Raw genomic sequence first — 17,383 nt, 5'->3', positions numbered from 1 at the left:
CTACCAAAATGAATAAGTTTTTAATACCGTTGACCTTCATGTGTGTGCACGTTGCGCATGCGCAGGAATCCAGGGAACTGAAAGGAAAGGTTTTGGATGCGGTCACGTTAAAACCGGTCGTGGGGGCGACGGTTGTCGTTGAAAGTTCGGCAGTAGCAGAAGATATCGGTGTACCTAATCAGGTGCAGCAGTCGGCATTGGGTTCATTGACCGATGCGGCTGGTGAATTTCGCTTAAAAGTGCCTAGTAATTTAAAATATGTAACGATTAGCTATGTCGGGTACCAGCGTATTCAGGTGCCGGTATTCCAGGATCATAAAACAATCCTGCTGCAACCAAGTGGTGAATCCTTGGATGAGGTGATCGTAACAGGTTATACGGATATCAAAAAGCGTAAGAATACGACGGCTTACAATAAAATCAATGTAGCAGACATCAAACAGACGGGGGTTGCATCGATCGATGAAATGCTTGCTGGTCAGGTAGCAGGTTTGCAGCTGAGTAATTTTAATGGTGGACCTAACAGTGCACCACAGATCCGTATTCGTGGTACTGTATCACTCAATGGCACACAAGACCCCTTATGGGTGATTGACGGACTGCCGATTGAAGGTACGGCAATGCCAAACCGAATAGAGAAAGATGATCTTAATAGCTTGACAAATCTTCCTATTGCAGGCATTAATCCCGATGATATCGCCGATATTACCGTTTTAAAAGATGCTGCGGCGACTTCAATTTATGGTGCCCGGGCCGCAAATGGGGTCATTGTGATTACCACAAAAAGAGGTAAATCTGGTCCCGCAAAATTGCAGGTGTCAGCAAATACCTTTGTGACGCAACGTCCGGATTTCGGTAAACTCAATCTGATGGATGCCAATGAAAAAGTGGATTTTGAGTTATTGATGGCCAATCGTACGGATCTCAATTATCGTACGGATAAGGGCGCTGTTATGCGGATCCTAAATAAAGCAAATGCATTGGATGCTTATCGCACCGGTGGTTTAGCAGCTTTGTCACCAGAAGTGCAGCAGTCGATCAGTCAATTGCGCACGCAACAAACGAATTGGGGGAATGAATTATACCGTCAGGCGGTCAATCAACAGTATTCCGCATCTATTTCAGGCGGTAATGATGGGCATCGCTATTATTTGTCAACAGGTTTGTACGATGAAAAAGGTGCTACAAAAGCGGTAGATCTTCGTCGTTATTCATTGACATTAAATAACGATTTTACAATCAACGATCGGTTTAAAGCTGGTATTAATGTATTAGGATCAGTTTCGAATAGACAAAATCCGATTCAGGATCGGGATGCTTTCACGAACCCAAGTTATTATGTGCGTTCGGTTAATCCATATCTTTCAGTTTATGATCAATCTGGGAAATTTAACTATGATCCAGATATCGAGGGCTTTGAAAGAGATACTTATATCCCATTTAACGCAATTGAAGAGCGTGATAATACCAAATACACGTTAACAAATAAAGCACTGAAAGCAATCAGTTATTTGGAATACGCTATTTTACCACAGTTATCCTTGAGAACAGAGCTTGGTTTGCAATTTGATGAAAATAAAACTGAAAAATTTGCAGATCAGGAAAGTTATAACACCCGAAAATTGCGTGCTGCGACCCGCTACTACGATGCCGCCAGCAAGACAAATAAGTATTTTTTGCCTACTGGTGGGACAATAGAAAATTCCAATAATAGCGTTTTCCAATACAATTGGAAAACTTATTTAAAGTACAACAAAACCTGGAACGATCGTCATGAGCTGGAATTGATGGGAGGAACAGAACTGAGACGGAGCAAGAGTGAAATCGTAACAACGAAGGGTTTCGGGTACAATCCGGCAACATTGACGACGCAAAGTATTGTTTTTCCAAATAGTACCTACCAAAATGATTCAAGGTTTGTACAGTATAAAAAAGGATTTGTAGAAAGCTCATATGCCTCATTCTATGGGAATGCGACCTATACATTTGATCGGAAATACAATGTATATGCAAGTATTCGACAAGATGGTTCTAATATGTTTGGTGTTGATCCCAAATATCGTTTTCTACCGATTTGGTCTGTTTCGGGATCGTGGAATGTGCTAGAGGAAGAGTTTATTAAAGGGAAAACTGCTTTGTCTGATCTCCGAGTGCGCGCGTCTTACGGTACGCAAGGAAATATTGATCGCAATACTTATCCTTTTATTGTTGGTTCTTATAATAACATTACAATGTTGCCAGGTAATAATGAAGGAACTGTATTTGTTGATATGCCTGCTAATGATAAACTTCGTTGGGAAAAGACCCAATCTTATAATGCTGGGATTGATTTAGGCCTATGGAAAAACAGATTAAATATTACGGTTGATTATTATAACAGAAAGAGTACCGACTTAATCGATTATAGCTCAATACCTTTGGAAAACGGTTTCCAAAACGTAAAAGTTAATTGGGCCTCAGCAAGAAACCAAGGCGTGGAATTGACGATATCAAGCCGTCAGATCCAAACGGATAAATTCTCCTGGTCAACGGACTTTAATATTGCACACAATAGTAATAAATTATTAAAAGTACTCGCTGATCCAAAAGCTTATGCGCTTGAAACACAGGAAGGGCGTCCAATTAATGGCCTATACGTATTGGAAACGGCTGGTTTGGATAAAGATGGGGTGATGCAGTTCAGAAATCAGGATGGATCCGTTTCGAGCTTTGAGCAGTTTTTTGGATTATATGATCCATGGGCGGAGTTTTTGCCAGGTTATATTTCACAAACCGATATGACCGCTGCAGAATACCGTTCTAAATTTAAATACAAGGGTAGTAAAGATCCGAAGTTTATCGGCGGAATGACCAACCGTTTCCGTTATGCTAACTTTGATCTCGCGATTTCTGCTGTGTTTAATTTGGAGCGTTGGGTAAGTCGTACACCGACTTATAATCCGGCTCTGGTAGACCGTGGTCAGAATTATACAACAGATCTTTTGAAGGCACTGCAAGAGGGTGGTAATATGCCTGCTTTGGGAAGCATAAGTTCTGAATTCAATGATCGCTGGATGGCCTATGCTTGGTTGGAAAGCAATGATCCAATTAAATCATTCAATCTCTATGATATCTGGGCAAAGAAAATGAGCTATGTCCGCATCAATAGCATTCGTTTAGGTTATACACTCCCTGCTGCACTAAGTAAAAAAATTGGTACAAGCAATTTACGCGTGAATGTAGAAGGACGTAACCTATTTGTCTTTGGAGCAAATTATGACGGATATTTTGATCCTGAAACTTATGGTAATTATTATGCACAACCGATCAGCAAGTCTTTTGCCTTCGGTCTGTCAGCGAGTTTTTAATTCTTTTAATTGATTTATAACATGAAAAAGATAGTTTATTTTGGAATGATCATGGCAGCAAGTGCATTGACTTCCTGCGATAAATATTTAGATATAAAACCGGTAGGGACGGTTATTCCTACTTCGGAAAGTGATTTTAGAGGTTTAATGACAAGTAGTTATGCAAACTTTCCTGCACATAAGTCCTATTTGTCCTTGCGTACAGATGAGCTATTGTTGGATGAAAGTTCGACTGATGCCGCTAGAACCAAAGATATTTATCTTTGGAACGATCAAAATCCTGATCCGACAACAATTGCTTATCCCTATCTGACATTTTATAGTAGTATTTTTTATACCAATCAGGTCATTAGTACAATCGATGAAAAGTTGGCTAGCAATGCAGCAGTGGACCAAATCAAAGGAGAAGCTTACCTAATGCGTGCTTATGCTCATTTTGAGTTATTAAATCTCTACAGCGAGGTCTATTCGGCGAGTAATGCAGGGCTTCGGGGCGTTCCTTTATCGACAAAGATTGACCTGGAACAACGTTTTGTACCTGCGACCATTGGAGAGTCTTATGTGCAGATCCTGGCTGATATGGAAAAAGGGACAGCGTTACTGACTGTGGATGATCAGACAAAAGGTGTTAATTACCGCTTTAGCAAACGCGCTGCTTTTGCAATGGCCTCACGCGTTCACCTATACGGTGGTGAGTGGCAAGAAGCAATTGATGCCGCTAAAAAAGCTTTGGTTATAAATGACAAATTGGTTGATCTCAATGCTGCTGGAAGCCTACTTCCGAATGATTTTGAATCCGCAGAGATGATTATGGCTTTGGAAAAAGTATCTGTTCCTGGAGTACGTACAAGTTCCTTTATTTCACCGGCCTTGTTAGACAGTTATTTAACAGGCGATTTGAGAAAAGGTCGTTACTTCCAAAAAAGTGGAGGCAATTATGTATCCCTCAAAGGTGGGGACAACCGTTTTAATGTGAGTTTTAGAAATGCTGATCTTTATTTGACGTTGGCCGAATGTTATGTTCGTCTGGGAAATACTGCAGAGGCATTAAAATATCTGTCTGCTTTAAAGAAAAATAGATTCACAGCAGATGCATATGCCAAAGAAACTAAGGCTGACGCAGGTTTGTCAACAGCACAGTTACTGGATGCGGTTTTACTGGAGCGCAAGCGTGAACTGGCGCTAGAGGGATTACGCTGGTATGATCTAAAACGGACGACACGCCCTGCGATCACGCACAGTAGTTTCGGCAGAACGGTAACCCTGCAGCAGAACGATCCACGTTATGTGATTCGCTATCCACAGGAAGCAATCAATAATAATCCCGATCTGTTAAAATAATTGATTTTTTTAAATCCTATATATATTAATCCATTTTCTTTTTAGGAAATGGATTTTTTATTACATTCAACCCATGGGATGGAAAATACTGATTGTCGAAGACGAAGACTGGGCTTTTGTAGGTTTAAAGGAGATGTTGACTGCGCTCTACGGAGAAAGCGAACTGATCTTTACCAATGCAAAAGAGGTTCAGGAAGCGGTGATGACGATCAATAGAAATCAATTCGATCTGATTTTTATGGATATCCACCTGATGGATGGGCTGAGCTTTGAAATTTTTAAGCAGGTATCTATCGATGTGCCGCTGATTTTTACGACTGCTTACGAACAATATGCATTGGAAGCCTTCCAAAATAAGGGGTATGCCTATCTGTTAAAACCTTTCGACAGCGACGAGTTGGCTGAGGTCATGAAACGTATCGAACCGCTACTGCCCAAAGTAGAGCCTCGGCTCAAACAGCGTTTTCTAGTGAAATATGGTAATTTTTTAAAGTCGCTGGCCATTGCTGATATTGCTTATTTTATGGCAGAAGACAAAGAGCTGTATGCTGTAGAAAAAGGATCTGGAATTGCATATATTATTGAAGATACCATCACTCATCTCGTTACACAGGTAGATCCAACAGTTTTTTTTCAGATCAATCGTAAATTTCTTGTCCGAATAGATGCGATTCAATCCATGTTAAAAATTAGTCGAAATAGAATCAAATTAGAGTTAATACCCTCAACTCCAGCGGGAATTGTAGTCATTGTTAGTGAGGAACGATCTCCGAAGTTTCAAAAATGGCTTGATCAATAATAGTGAGTTAGCTTACTAAATAACTTTTAAAAGCTTATTTTTTAATTTTAAATATTTCATTTATAGTGTTTTGTGTTTTTATATAACAAAATCTATTGAATTAATAGATTTTGTTATATATTTGCATTCCAATAAAAACTACTTATTCGGTAGATTTTATTGGAATGCAAGGAGCCACTGTGTTTTTTGTATTTAATCACACTTAACTTATTTAGTAAAGCATTCTTACGATGTACGCAAAACTTAAATACTTTCCTATTGCTGCGATAGCATTATCAGGTGTCAATATGAACAGGTTGTATGCTCAGCAGCGGGCTATACAAGGAAAAGTTGTTGATGCCAATACCGGTCACCTACTTCCTGGAGTAAATGTTCGCGTTTCGGGGCAAAATCAAGGAACCTTAACGAATTCAAAAGGAGAGTTTACAATCAATGTCACAGGTGACGTATTACCTGTATTGGAATTTTCCTTTGTAGGTTATGAATCTCAACAGCTAAAAGCAACAAGTACAAACTTAACATTGTCCTTGAAACCCTCCAGTACAGATCTGGAAGAGGTGGTGGTCGTGGCTTACGGTACTGCCAAACGTACAAACATAACGGGATCGGTCAGTACGGTGAGCAGTAAAGCTATTGAAAATAGACAGGTATCAAATATTACAAAGGCCCTGGAGGGACAGGTACCGGGCTTACAGTCTGTAGCGTCCTCGGGACAGCCAGGTACTGAAGCAGCCATACGTATTAGGGGTATCGGCTCCATTAATGCCTCCAGTTCACCTCTCATCGTGTTGGATGGTAGTCCTTATGCAGGGGATATTAACTCCATCAATCCGAATGACATTCAGTCTATCTCTGTTTTAAAAGATGCAGCATCAAGTGCACTTTACGGCTCCAGAGGGGCGAATGGTGTGATTATTATTACAACTAAGTCCGGTGTGTCTTCCGACAACACCAAGATTAATCTCAATTTTACACAGGGCTATTCAACCCGTGCAGTTCGTGACTATGATCAGGTATCGACCGATGAATATTTTCAGCTCTATTGGGAAGCTTTGAGAAACAAAAACCTGTCAAATGGCCTTACAGCAGAGCAAGCGGCGTCCAACGCAAGTAAGACCGTATTGACAGATTTAAATATCAATCCGTATGGCAGTCAATACCCGCAGCCGGTCGGAGTAGACGGTAAGTTAGTTGCCGGCGCGAAGACACTATGGGATGATCCATGGACCGACGTATTGCAACGTACGGGAGTGCGTACACAAGCAGACCTAGGGTTTAGCGGTGGTAGTGCCAAAAGCACCTATTATATTTCGGGTGGTTATCTGAACGATCAGGGGATAGCGATTGAATCTGGATTTAAACGGTACAACCTACGTGCAAATCTTGACAGCAAAGTGAAATCCTGGTTAAATGTCGGTCTCAATATAGGTGGTAGCAGTACACAACAAAAATATCCGCAGTCTGAGGACAGCAATACGGCAAACATTATAAATTTTACGAGGCTGGTGCCATCTTTTTATCCATACTATGAGCGCAATGCAGATGGTTCATTTGTGCTTGATGGAGCCGGAAATAAGATTTACGATTTTGGAGAATATCGTCCAAGTGGTGCAATACCGCGTAATAATCTAGCTGCTTCTCTTCCTTTGGACAGAAATGATATCCGTCGGGAAAATCTATCTGCCCGGACTTATCTAGAAGTGTTGTTTTCCAAAAATTTAAAATTTAAGTCGACATATAATGTTGATTATATCAACGGGAATACACACGACTATACCAATCCTTTGCTGGGAGACGGTGTGAATACGGGCGGGTATGTTTATCGTTCAAATGTGCGTACAGTAGCACAGACCTGGAACAATCTATTGACTTATGAGAAGCAGTTTGGCTTACATTACCTCAATGTATTGGCCGGCCAGGAATACTATGATTTTAACAGTAGTAATATCAACGGTAGCAGACAGCAATTTGTGCTCCCTTACTTTGATGAACCTGCTGCTGCATCACAACTCAATAACTTCACGGGATCAAGTGCTGGGTATAGGCTATTGAGTTTCTTGGGAAGAGCGGAGTATAACTATGATAACAAGTATTATTTATCGACTTCGTTACGTACCGATGGTTCGTCGCGCTTTTCGCCAGCAAAACGTTGGGGAACATTCTGGTCTGTGGGTGGATCATGGAAGCTGAAACAGGAAGAATTTTTGAAGGATAATACAACAATTAATCAGCTGACGGTAAGAGCAAGTTATGGTGGACAAGGAAACGATAATTTAGGTACCTATTATGCTTATAAAGGACTTTATACCATTGCAAATAGTTTGGGTAAAGGCGGAACGTATACCGGTAGGTTGGCTACGCCAGATCTAAAATGGGAGTCGAACCTCAATTTGAACGTAGGTGTCGATGTATCTGCATTTGAAAACCGGGTTTCATTGAGTGTGGAGTACTTTAACCGTCGGAGTAAGGATTTGCTGTTTACCATGCCGATGGCTTATTCAACAGGCTATACGGGCTATGATGCAAATATTGGAGCGCTGAAAAATACAGGTGTCGACGTGGATATTCGTACTGTCCCGGTTCGAAATGAAAATTTTAAATGGAATTTAGACGTCAATCTTTCACATTACAAAAACAAGATTACAGCTTTGCCAAAAGATAACAAACCGATCATTACAGGGAATAAACTCTTGCGTGTAGGCGGAAGTATCTATGATTTTTATCTGCCGGAATGGGCTGGAGTAAATCCAGATAACGGTCTCCCACAATGGTATACCGCTGATAAGGACGGTAATAAAACAGGTGAAAAAACTTCGGAATACAGTAAGGCCGGTAATTTTATTGCCGGGACTTCATTGCCAGATCTTGTCGGTGGGGTTCAAAACAGTTTCACTTACAAAAATTTTGATTTGTCTGCTTTGTTGAGTTTTAGTTTGGGTGGACAGATATTAGATAACGATTATATTCAGCTTATGCATAGCGGTAATAATCCGGGACGTGCTTGGTCCAAGGAGATCCTCGAGCGTTGGACGCCTGAGCATACGCAGACCGATGTGCCTAAATTGACAACTGATAATTTGAATTGGACCTCTTCGTCCACACGTTTTCTTTACAGTGGCACTTATGCACGCCTTAAAAATGTGAGTTTGGGCTATAGATTACCGTCGGATTTATTGAAGAGGATAGGTGTAGAAAAACTTCGTGTCTTTGCAACTGCCGAAAATCTATTGACATTTTATGGTCATCAAGGAATGGATCCAGAGCAGACGGTGAATGGAGCGACTTATTTTCGCTATCCGGCAATGCGAACAATCTCTGGTGGTATTCAGCTTGTTTTTTAATGCCTTATTGTTAATCTGAGAATTTAAATGAAAATCATGAAACTAAAAATTGTATATATCATATTGGCGCTCTCCCTAGTGAATGCATCATGTAAGGATGCGCTTGAGTTGGATCCGACCACTTCTGTGCCGGAAGGTGAGGTGTTTAAAAATACCGACAATGTTGCTACGGTGATCAACGGTACCTGGAAGTATTTAAATGATACCTATTTTACTTATGCCAATCCAGGTTATACGGCGGTAATGCGTACAAGTGATGCAATGGGAAGTGATGTTGCGGTGACGACCAAATACGGTTATCGCGATGCATACGCATTTACCGAATTAACAAACAATCGTTCTAATCGCGTTAATTCTTTTTGGATAATGCTGTATAAAGTGATCGATAATATGAATAATGTGATCGCGAAAGTGGATGGAGCTGAGGGATCTGTCGAAACCAAAAATGTATTGAAAGGAAGAGCGAAAGCATTGCGCGCGTTTTCTTATCTAAACCTGGCGACTTTTTACCAGTTCAGTTATCTGAAAGATAAAAATGCCAAGTCTGTTCCGATCTATACCGAACCAAGTACATTGTCGACTGAAGGAAAATCAAGGTCAACACAGGCAGAAGTGTATGAACTTATCTTGAAAGATCTCAAAGACAGTGAAAGCTTGTTGGCTTCTGCTGGCAGAGCGGATAAATACGAAATCAATGCGGATGTCGTGTATGGTCTGCTTGCGAGAACCTATTTGCAGGTAGGCGAATGGAAGCTAGCTGCGGAATATGCTGAAAAAGCAGCTCAGAAGTATAATTTAATGACTCCGTCAGATTATCAGGCCGGTTTTAATGATCTTGGAAATAGTGAGTGGATTTGGGGACATCAGCAGACTAACGAGCAAAATGTGGCAAGTTATACATTTCATTATTTGGATGTGTCGTCAGCTGGATCTTATTACTATAGTTTTATGGCCGATCCTTATTTTAAAGATTTATTCGATACCAGTGATGTGCGTTACGCTTTATTTGAATGGGATAATTTACCTGGTCGGGAAGGTTTCCTACGGTATAAGAAGTTTAAGTTTAAGTCCAATTTAATTGGAGATATTGTATACATGCGTGCTTCTGAAATGGTTTTGATAGCGGCTGAAGGTTATGCAAGAGCTGGTGAAAACGATAAAGCGGTAGCAGCGCTGAATAAATTACGGACGGCTAGAAACGCTAAGCTGTTTTCAGGAAATGATAATGGACAATTAATTGCTTCCATTCTTATTGAAAGACGCAAGGAACTTTGGGGTGAAGGATTTGCTTTGTCGGATATTCTTCGGACTCAGGGAAAGGTTGTGCGTAAATCCTATCTTGATGCTGAGGGAAAACCTATTCAAGTAGAAATTGTGGGTGCAGACGGTAAGCCTAAGCTGGTTAATAGTCAAGGGCACCGGGTTATTAAATTTCCTAATGGTTCTAATTTTGTAGAAAACAGTTCTTATTATTTGTTTGCTATACCATACGAAGAGACGGTGCGAAATCCGAATCTTTAGTATGTTAGTTGTTGGTTTGTTATTGAAGAAATCCGGTGCACTTCTGTGTATCGGATTTTCTTTTTTTCTTGCGCGACTTTCTTTTTTGGCTGTGTGCTTTGCTTCCTTCTGTTGAAGAATGCTTCCTTTTTTTAGTGTTGCGCTGTTTGCGCTGCTTGGCGTTGGGATCTTCTCGTTTTAAAGATTGTCGTCTTTTTGTCTTGTATGTTGTTTTTTTCAGATGGTGTATCGCATTCGTATAAATTGCACAAGAGATGGTATCGGTAAATAGGGGAAAGGCTAGTTTTCCACATTATGTTAATAACGCTGTTGAAAACCTGTTTAAAAGAAAAATACAGTTATTAACAGTACTTATTAACATTATGTTGATAACCTTTCTTTTTCTTCTTTTTGCTTTTGTTCATCCAGATGATATATCCTGTGATGGGCAAGGAAGCACAAAAGAGACTAGCTAGGCAAGCGATAATTTTTGTTGTGAGTCCACCGATGCCACCGGTATGAATATCATAGTTAAGTGCACCGAGCTTATCCCCATACTGCAATTCGTTGCTGGATTTGACTGCCGTAAGACTGCTGTCTTCTTTATTATAATAAAGCCAATCAAATACACCGCTTCGTTTTTCATGATGTCTCACCTGTATATCCATTGCTGTTTCGGTTTCTTTTTTTAGTCGGATCGACATCATTTCAGCATCCGGATAATTTGTCAAGGCATACCGCAGCGCATTGTCCTGAAATTTCTTTTCCACAGCGGGCAAGGGTATAGGGGAGCTGCGTGTGGAAGAAGCTGTTGGCGACTGCAATAAATTGAATGTTGCGATATAGGTCTTTTTAAAATCCGGAAAAGCAAAAGCAAGTCCCGTAATGGCAAAAATCAATCCGATAAATAAACTGTAAAATCCGATGACATTGTGGAGGTCGTGGTTCAGTCGTTTCCATTTTACTTTGGTATCTAACCAAAAACTGCGCTTGAGATTCTTGCCCTTCCATTTTTTTGGCCACCAAAGAACAATGCCACTAAGTAAGATAAGGACAAAAATGGCCGTTGACCAGGCGACGATAGGATGGCCATATTGCTTGCCCAAGAGGAGGTTTAGGTGAAGCTGAAGCACCAGTTGAAAGAATTCTGTTTTTGAATTTTCTACTTGCTGTACTTGACCAGTATATGGATTGATGAAAACGCGTTTGTAATAGCGGTAATAATTCCAATGACCAAATGCTTTTTCATCCGTTTTTATGGCACGAAATACCCAGGTACGATTCTTCGAAGGATAGAGATCAACCCGCGTGATTTTTTGATTTTTTTTGAGGCTTTTCTGTGCGCTGTAAAGAAGTGTGCTTAAAGGTAGCGGAGTTTTTGAGTGGTTGGTTGTGTCGGAGATAAAATATTTTTCAGGATAAGCCCAGAGCTTGAGCTCATCCTGAAAGGTGTATATGCTGCCTGTCAGGCTTAGGATGAATACCACAAATCCGGTGATGATTCCGAGCCATTTATGCAACCAAAGAATGACAGTTTTAAACATATTAGAATTTGTAGTTGATGTTAAAAGAGGCCAGCATACCTTGTCCTTTGACGTATTCCTCATTTAAGGCACGATATTGACTGACAACAGGGTAATAGTTTTTATTGAATAAGTTTTCTACTCCCATGCCGATAGACCATTGTTTGTTTACTTGGTAGTTTCCATTTAAGTTAAATAGGTCAACGGTCTTAACGTGGCCTTCGCTGTTTTTGTATACGCCTTTATCGTTTGGAAGAAAGCGATCCCGGGATCCGGTATGCACCCAAAAAAGCTGAAAGGTTAAGGGTTTGATCGGAGTATAGTAGATGTATCCCGTTGCTTTGTCTGGCGAGATACGTGAACCATTGAGGTAGGATTTTGATCCATCGTCTTTTTTTGATTTTCCTTCCACATAAGCATAGGTTCCACCGATGGTCAATTGAGGCGAAATATTAGCGCTTAATGCAATTTCGTACCCATACACATCTTCTGGAAGGCGTTGTGGCATCAGGTAACCGCCAATGTCCACCAGTTCAACGCCCATTTTGGAAGTACTGTAGTAATAAGATGCTGATAGCTGGAAAATGCTGTAATTGCTTGAGAATCCGATTTCGTAATTATTGGTGATAATAGGATCAGTTTTTAGGCTATCTAGATCGTTATCTGTTGCCCGACGCACAATACGGCCGAGTTCATTGATCGCGAAACCTTGTGAGAAACTAACGAAGGGATTAAAGATCGCGAATTTGTTGTAACGCAAACCTGCATTGAAGGTCGCTCCTTTGTAGGGGATATCGCCTCCTTTTACGGCAATACTTCCTTCGTTGTTGGGGCCTGTAGCAATGGTATTGAAATCCTTTATTTTGACTGTTGCATTTTCATAGCGCACACCGCCTTTAAAGATTAAATTTTCTAGGAAATCAATTTTTACTTGGGCGTATGGAGCAACGTTTAACATGTTCATATAGGGAATATAGACCCTGCCGTCGGTCAGATTTTGATCTGTTACATCATTTAGTAAATCTACACCATAGGTGATATCTGCATTTGAACCCAATACCTGAAAAGGTGTGTTTAAGTTAACACGTAAGCCTTTTTTCTCCGAATTGATCTGTGTTTGTCCCGGGCCATACCATGCAGAAGCTTTCTCGACATAACGGTTCATGGATCGAAATGTATTGTAGTATGCAGAAGCAGTTAAAGATGTCGACGCGAATAGATTACTTTTAGTATAGGTCAACATGGCATTGTGGTTATATGGAGTTCCAGCAGGTTTACCTGGATCTTCGCCTTTCACGCCTATCGTTGGCGTTTGACCATATACACCTGTTTGGCTGATGTATCTATTGTGTTGGTTACTTCGGTAGAAGTTGTACACTGCTGTGATATTGGAGCTACTATCAATACGGTAGCCAGCTTTTAGGAATGCGTTATATTGATAGGTGTTTGAAAGACCATCAGTCTGACCAAGGGGGATACCGTCACCATCTCGTTGCAGACCAACATAATCGGCGGATCCACTGACGGTATAATTCCATTTATTTTTTTGTCCGTATAAGGTTTGTCCTATGCGATAGCCCATTGTGCCGGCGCTACGAACTGGATTGAATGTAGTTCTAACACTTGTGATCCCTTGTATCGGAGCTGCGTCTTTCGATGGATTGCGTGTAATGTAGTTGATAATACCGCCGGCTGAGCCATTTCCATAGATGGATGTAGCACCTTTGATAACCTCAACCCGTTCGATGACACTCGGGTCAATGGTCCGAAGATCGCGTTGTCCATTCATCAAAGGCGTTGATTGTGGAATACCGTCGATCAAAACAAGCACAGATCTCCCACGAAGTGTTTGTCCGGAATTTGTCGCTTTATTGGTCGATGTTCCAAGACCGGGAACGGTATTCCCTAAAATTGTTGAAAGATTGGTGCTGATTTGGCTTTGGGCCTCAATTTCTTTTGTGGTCAAGATCGTTACTGAAGAAGGGACAGTGGAGATGCTTTCCGGCTTACGTCCTGCTGTTACGATAATCTCATCTAACACTTGGGTAGAATTAAGCTGAACTGACAATGGACGTTGAACGGTATCTAAATTGACCATTTTTTCAACCGTTGAAAAGCCTGTGTATGATACCCGCAATTGAATCGGATTATTCGAAGGTCTTTTGGCAAAAATGAATTGTCCAAGTTGATTAGAATAGCCGACGCTTTTTCCGTCAACTTTGATATTCGCTTGGCTTAATGGTTTATTGTCTCTGTCTTTTACGATAAGGGATAATTCTTGTGCATGTAGCTGAGCACTTAATAGCAAAAGAATTCCACTGCTGAACATCATATATCGTGTTCTGTTTTTCATGGTAATTTATTTAGATCAAATATAAATTAATGCGCAAATATAGTTTATTTTATAGTTGTGCCAACAGCTATATTATATTTTTTTTTGATTTTTAGAGGTGGTATACAGTGATTTTCAGGAGGATTTGATATTGCAGTAAAAGTTTGATTCCTTAAGTTTATGTTTATACGTGGATTGGTGGTTGATATGAATTGAATGTTTTGTTAACGATTTATTGATCTTGGTTGATTAATTTAGGCTGTTATTTTTTGTGGCTCAAGCTTATATATTTGAACGTAATTATAAATTAATGAGTAGAACATTTTTCGCTTTTTTTCTTTTTGTTTCGTCGTACTCAGTAGTCGTCGGACAAAAAATCCATTCACTTGAGTTTGCTTCTCCAAAGGCGATGCGTGATTATTTTACCTATGCTAAAGATAAAAAAATTGTAAGTGGTCATCGGGGAACGATGGAGGCTGGACTTCCTGAAAATTCGATTGCGGCATTTGAAGCCGTATTACGAAAGACACCGGCCATTTTTGAAATAGATCCGCGTTATACCCAGGATAGTGTTGCTATTTTGATGCACGATGCGATATTGGAGCGAACAACAAATGGAAAAGGAAAAGTATCTGACTATACTTGGGATGAATTGCGTAAGCTGAAATTAAAGGATCAGGCTGGAAATATTACCCGGTATGGTATTAACACACTTGAAGAAGTCATTCAATGGGCAAAAGGTAAAACCATTCTGAACTTAGATAAGAAAGACTTGCCTTTGGCGGCTACAGCAGCAGTTCTCAAAAAATACAATGCCTACAGTTGGGTGTGGGTTACGGTACATAATACTGAACAGGCAGCGTTTTATTTGGCGCAGAATCCAGAACAGTATATGTCCATGCATATCAAAGATCAGGCTGCATTGGAAAAATTTAAATCCTCTGGATTACCCTACGACCGTATGATAGTCTATATTGGGCCAGAACTGAGAGATTCCAATCTGAAGATGTATCAATTCTTCAACAACAAAGGCGTGATGTGCATGATTTCAGCTGCGTCTACCTACGATAAGCTGAAGACAAAGGCAGAACGCGCCGAAAAGTATGGGGCCATATTTGCGGAAGGAGCCTCCATTCTTGAGTCCGATCTCCCTATGGAAGTTGGTGAAGTAATCGGTTCGTTTTGACGGATTATTATCAATCCAAATCGATATTGTCATCTAAAAATTTAAGATACTTAGGCGATTCATCTTCGAAAATGTCTCTTCCTTCCATCATATAGGCGCGGAGAAGATATTCCTGGGCAGACTCGCTATTATTGTCTTCCAAATAGCACTGTCCTAAGCGCAGCATGATAAAAGGGTTTTCGTAGGCATTTTCGATAATGTTCTGTTTTGCCTTTTCAAAATGGGTGAGGGCATTGCCAAAATCGTCCAGTAAGAAAAAGGCATCTCCTATGGAAGCTTCGAGCCAAAGACTTTCCGCATGAACATGTTGTGGACTAGGAACTAGATCAAGTGCTTCGGTCCACACCCGGATCGCCGCCTGATAGTTGCCTTCATCACATTGGATGTTTCCTTCCTCGCTAAGTTGGTCTATTCTGTCTAATGTTTGATCGTCCATAAAATTTTATTCTTTAGAGTGCTATACGAAGATAAGAAATCTACAGAAAAAAGCGGAAAAATAACTTCTTCCGCTTTTTTAAAATTGTTTTAACCTACATTTATTCTACATCAAACCACAATTTGGTTAACAATGTATTGCTGCCCTGACGTGCGATTGCTTCCTTATAGCTCGTTCCGTTGAGTGATTGTTCGGTTCCGGGATACAGAAACCGCAAAGGAATTTTGCCGTTTAAAGCCCCGGCCTTCGCAGGTGTTAATTGCGGATAATCTAACCGACGCCATTCTGCAAAGGCCTCTAAGCCCTGTCCGTACAAGGCAATCCACTTTTGTTCCCCAATGGATTTTTTGTAGCGGTTGGAATCGAACTTAATGGCTGTCTGGCTGAGGTAGCTAACGATTTGGTCATTGCTAATGTTGTATTGTTCCAAAGAAGCACGGATTGCCTTTTGGTAATAATCTGCTGCATCACCTGTGATAAATCCTCTGCTGACTGCTTCGGACAAACCAAAAAGTGTTTCCGAAAAGCTTAAGATTACTGCTGGAGCATGTGGATCTCTAAAATAGATACCCGGTCTTGAAGTGCGAGCGAAGCCTAAGTTACTAGCGTCACTTGCCGTTAAACCATTTGGTACTCCGATATATTTTTCTGGCGTTGAGGTAGTGGTCGTATCGGCATAAATACCCAAACGCGGATCGTTGAGTGAACGTAGTTTGTCGACAATTGTCTTACTGACTCTATAGTCCTCCCGTGCTTCAAACGATGCACTGACCGGATTGCGATAGGGTGCGTCGCGGTAGATAAGCTGTGCATTGTCTGCATTTGAGGTCAAATATCCACTTCCCTCTGCGGCAATCTCCTGTAATGTTGTTTTGGAGAGATTTGGTAATCGATCTGCGATACGTAAAGCAATGCGTAGACGAAGTGCATTTGTAAAACGCTTCCATTGCGCGATGCTACCATTATAAATAATGTCTCCTTCAATATTTTTTCCACTCGGATTTAATAAAGCCTGAGCACTTTTCAGATCGTTTAATAAGCCTGTGTATACTTTCTCTTGCGTATCGTAATGCGGTGTAAGATAGACGTCAATGTTTCCGGCTTCTGTATAAGGTATTTCACCGTAAGCGTCTGTGAGTAACGAAAATACCCAAGATTGTAGGACGATTTCCACCCCCTTATAGTTGTCATTTCCTGTGTTTTCCGCCAGTTTTTGAATGATTTTCAATTGACTTATGCTTTTCGAATACCAAGTGGACCAACCCTCGTTAAAATCATTATTTGTAAAGATGTAACGGTCGGGATCAGTATATTGTATTCTCGCCCAATGTTGAACAAATAAAAGGCTAGACGCGAGGTTGTTACTTATACCCCAATAGCTATCTGTTGTCGTCTTAATTGTACTGGTTAGCAGGTAGGCAGCCTGAGGAGTTTCCGCTTCATTCTGATTTTGGTTTACTTTTGCCAACTCGTCTTTACAGGACGTCGTTAGACCTAGTAAGAGAAAAAGTCCTGCTATATGTTTGCTATTTATTTTCATTTTCTAATCGTTATTTGTTTATCAATTATCTGTTATCA

The 17,383-nt window shown here is 40.6% G+C and carries 10 protein-coding genes; 6 read left to right on the top strand and 4 right to left on the bottom strand.

Annotation, left to right across the window (positions count from 1 at the left end; all coding sequences use genetic code 11):
- The first annotated feature begins 8 nt into the window (after window positions 1-8).
- From HS960_RS15845 to HS960_RS15825, 5 genes are all read left to right on the top strand, one after another.
- Complete coding sequence (locus tag HS960_RS15845; protein ID WP_182330014.1) at window positions 9-3,347, top strand: SusC/RagA family TonB-linked outer membrane protein; 3,339 nt, start codon at window positions 9-11, stop codon at window positions 3,345-3,347.
- Window positions 3,348-3,368: 21 nt separating this feature from the next.
- On the top strand, window positions 3,369-4,688 hold the full coding sequence (locus HS960_RS15840) for a RagB/SusD family nutrient uptake outer membrane protein (RefSeq protein WP_182330012.1): 1,320 nt from the start codon (window positions 3,369-3,371) through the stop codon (window positions 4,686-4,688).
- A 73-nt stretch (window positions 4,689-4,761) separates the two neighbouring features.
- Entirely contained in the window at window positions 4,762-5,487 is a 726-nt protein-coding gene (locus HS960_RS15835) for a LytR/AlgR family response regulator transcription factor (protein WP_153847916.1), read from the top strand.
- 230 nt (window positions 5,488-5,717) lie between these two features.
- The gene (locus HS960_RS15830) at window positions 5,718-8,828 is read left to right on the top strand and encodes a SusC/RagA family TonB-linked outer membrane protein (RefSeq protein WP_202883693.1); all 3,111 of its coding nucleotides are present in this window, start codon (window positions 5,718-5,720) and stop codon (window positions 8,826-8,828) included.
- A 36-nt stretch (window positions 8,829-8,864) separates the two neighbouring features.
- Window positions 8,865-10,349 (top strand): RagB/SusD family nutrient uptake outer membrane protein, encoded by a 1,485-nt coding sequence (locus HS960_RS15825; protein WP_182330010.1) that lies wholly within the window; start codon window positions 8,865-8,867, stop codon window positions 10,347-10,349.
- A 341-nt stretch (window positions 10,350-10,690) separates the two neighbouring features.
- Here the strand turns inward: HS960_RS15825 and HS960_RS15820 are convergent, their stop codons facing one another.
- Window positions 10,691-11,872, bottom strand: a complete 1,182-nt coding sequence (locus HS960_RS15820) for a PepSY-associated TM helix domain-containing protein (RefSeq protein WP_153847919.1) — start codon at window positions 11,870-11,872, stop codon at window positions 10,691-10,693.
- Window position 11,873: 1 nt separating this feature from the next.
- Window positions 11,874-14,204, bottom strand: coding sequence for a TonB-dependent receptor (locus HS960_RS15815; RefSeq protein WP_182330008.1), 2,331 nt, complete (start codon window positions 14,202-14,204; stop codon window positions 11,874-11,876).
- Window positions 14,205-14,493: 289 nt separating this feature from the next.
- Here HS960_RS15815 and HS960_RS15810 point away from each other — a divergent pair, with 289 nt between their 5' ends.
- On the top strand, window positions 14,494-15,369 hold the full coding sequence (locus tag HS960_RS15810) for a glycerophosphodiester phosphodiesterase family protein (RefSeq protein ID WP_182330006.1): 876 nt from the start codon (window positions 14,494-14,496) through the stop codon (window positions 15,367-15,369).
- Between the two features lie 10 nt (window positions 15,370-15,379).
- Here HS960_RS15810 and HS960_RS15805 read toward each other — a convergent pair whose 3' ends face one another.
- Window positions 15,380-15,805, bottom strand: coding sequence for a tetratricopeptide repeat protein (locus HS960_RS15805; protein ID WP_153847922.1), 426 nt, complete (start codon window positions 15,803-15,805; stop codon window positions 15,380-15,382).
- A 100-nt stretch (window positions 15,806-15,905) separates the two neighbouring features.
- Window positions 15,906-17,345 carry a SusD/RagB family nutrient-binding outer membrane lipoprotein gene (locus HS960_RS15800; protein WP_182330004.1) on the bottom strand — a complete coding sequence of 480 codons (1,440 nt, stop codon included), beginning with the start codon at window positions 17,343-17,345 and terminating at the stop codon, window positions 15,906-15,908.
- Between the last annotated feature and the right edge of the window lie 38 nt (window positions 17,346-17,383).

It is taken from the genome of Sphingobacterium paramultivorum (genome assembly GCF_014109745.1).
GTDB lineage: Bacteria > Bacteroidota > Bacteroidia > Sphingobacteriales > Sphingobacteriaceae > Sphingobacterium > Sphingobacterium paramultivorum.
Note: the sequence above shows the minus strand (reverse complement) of the source record. Positions and strands in the feature narration are given on the sequence as shown.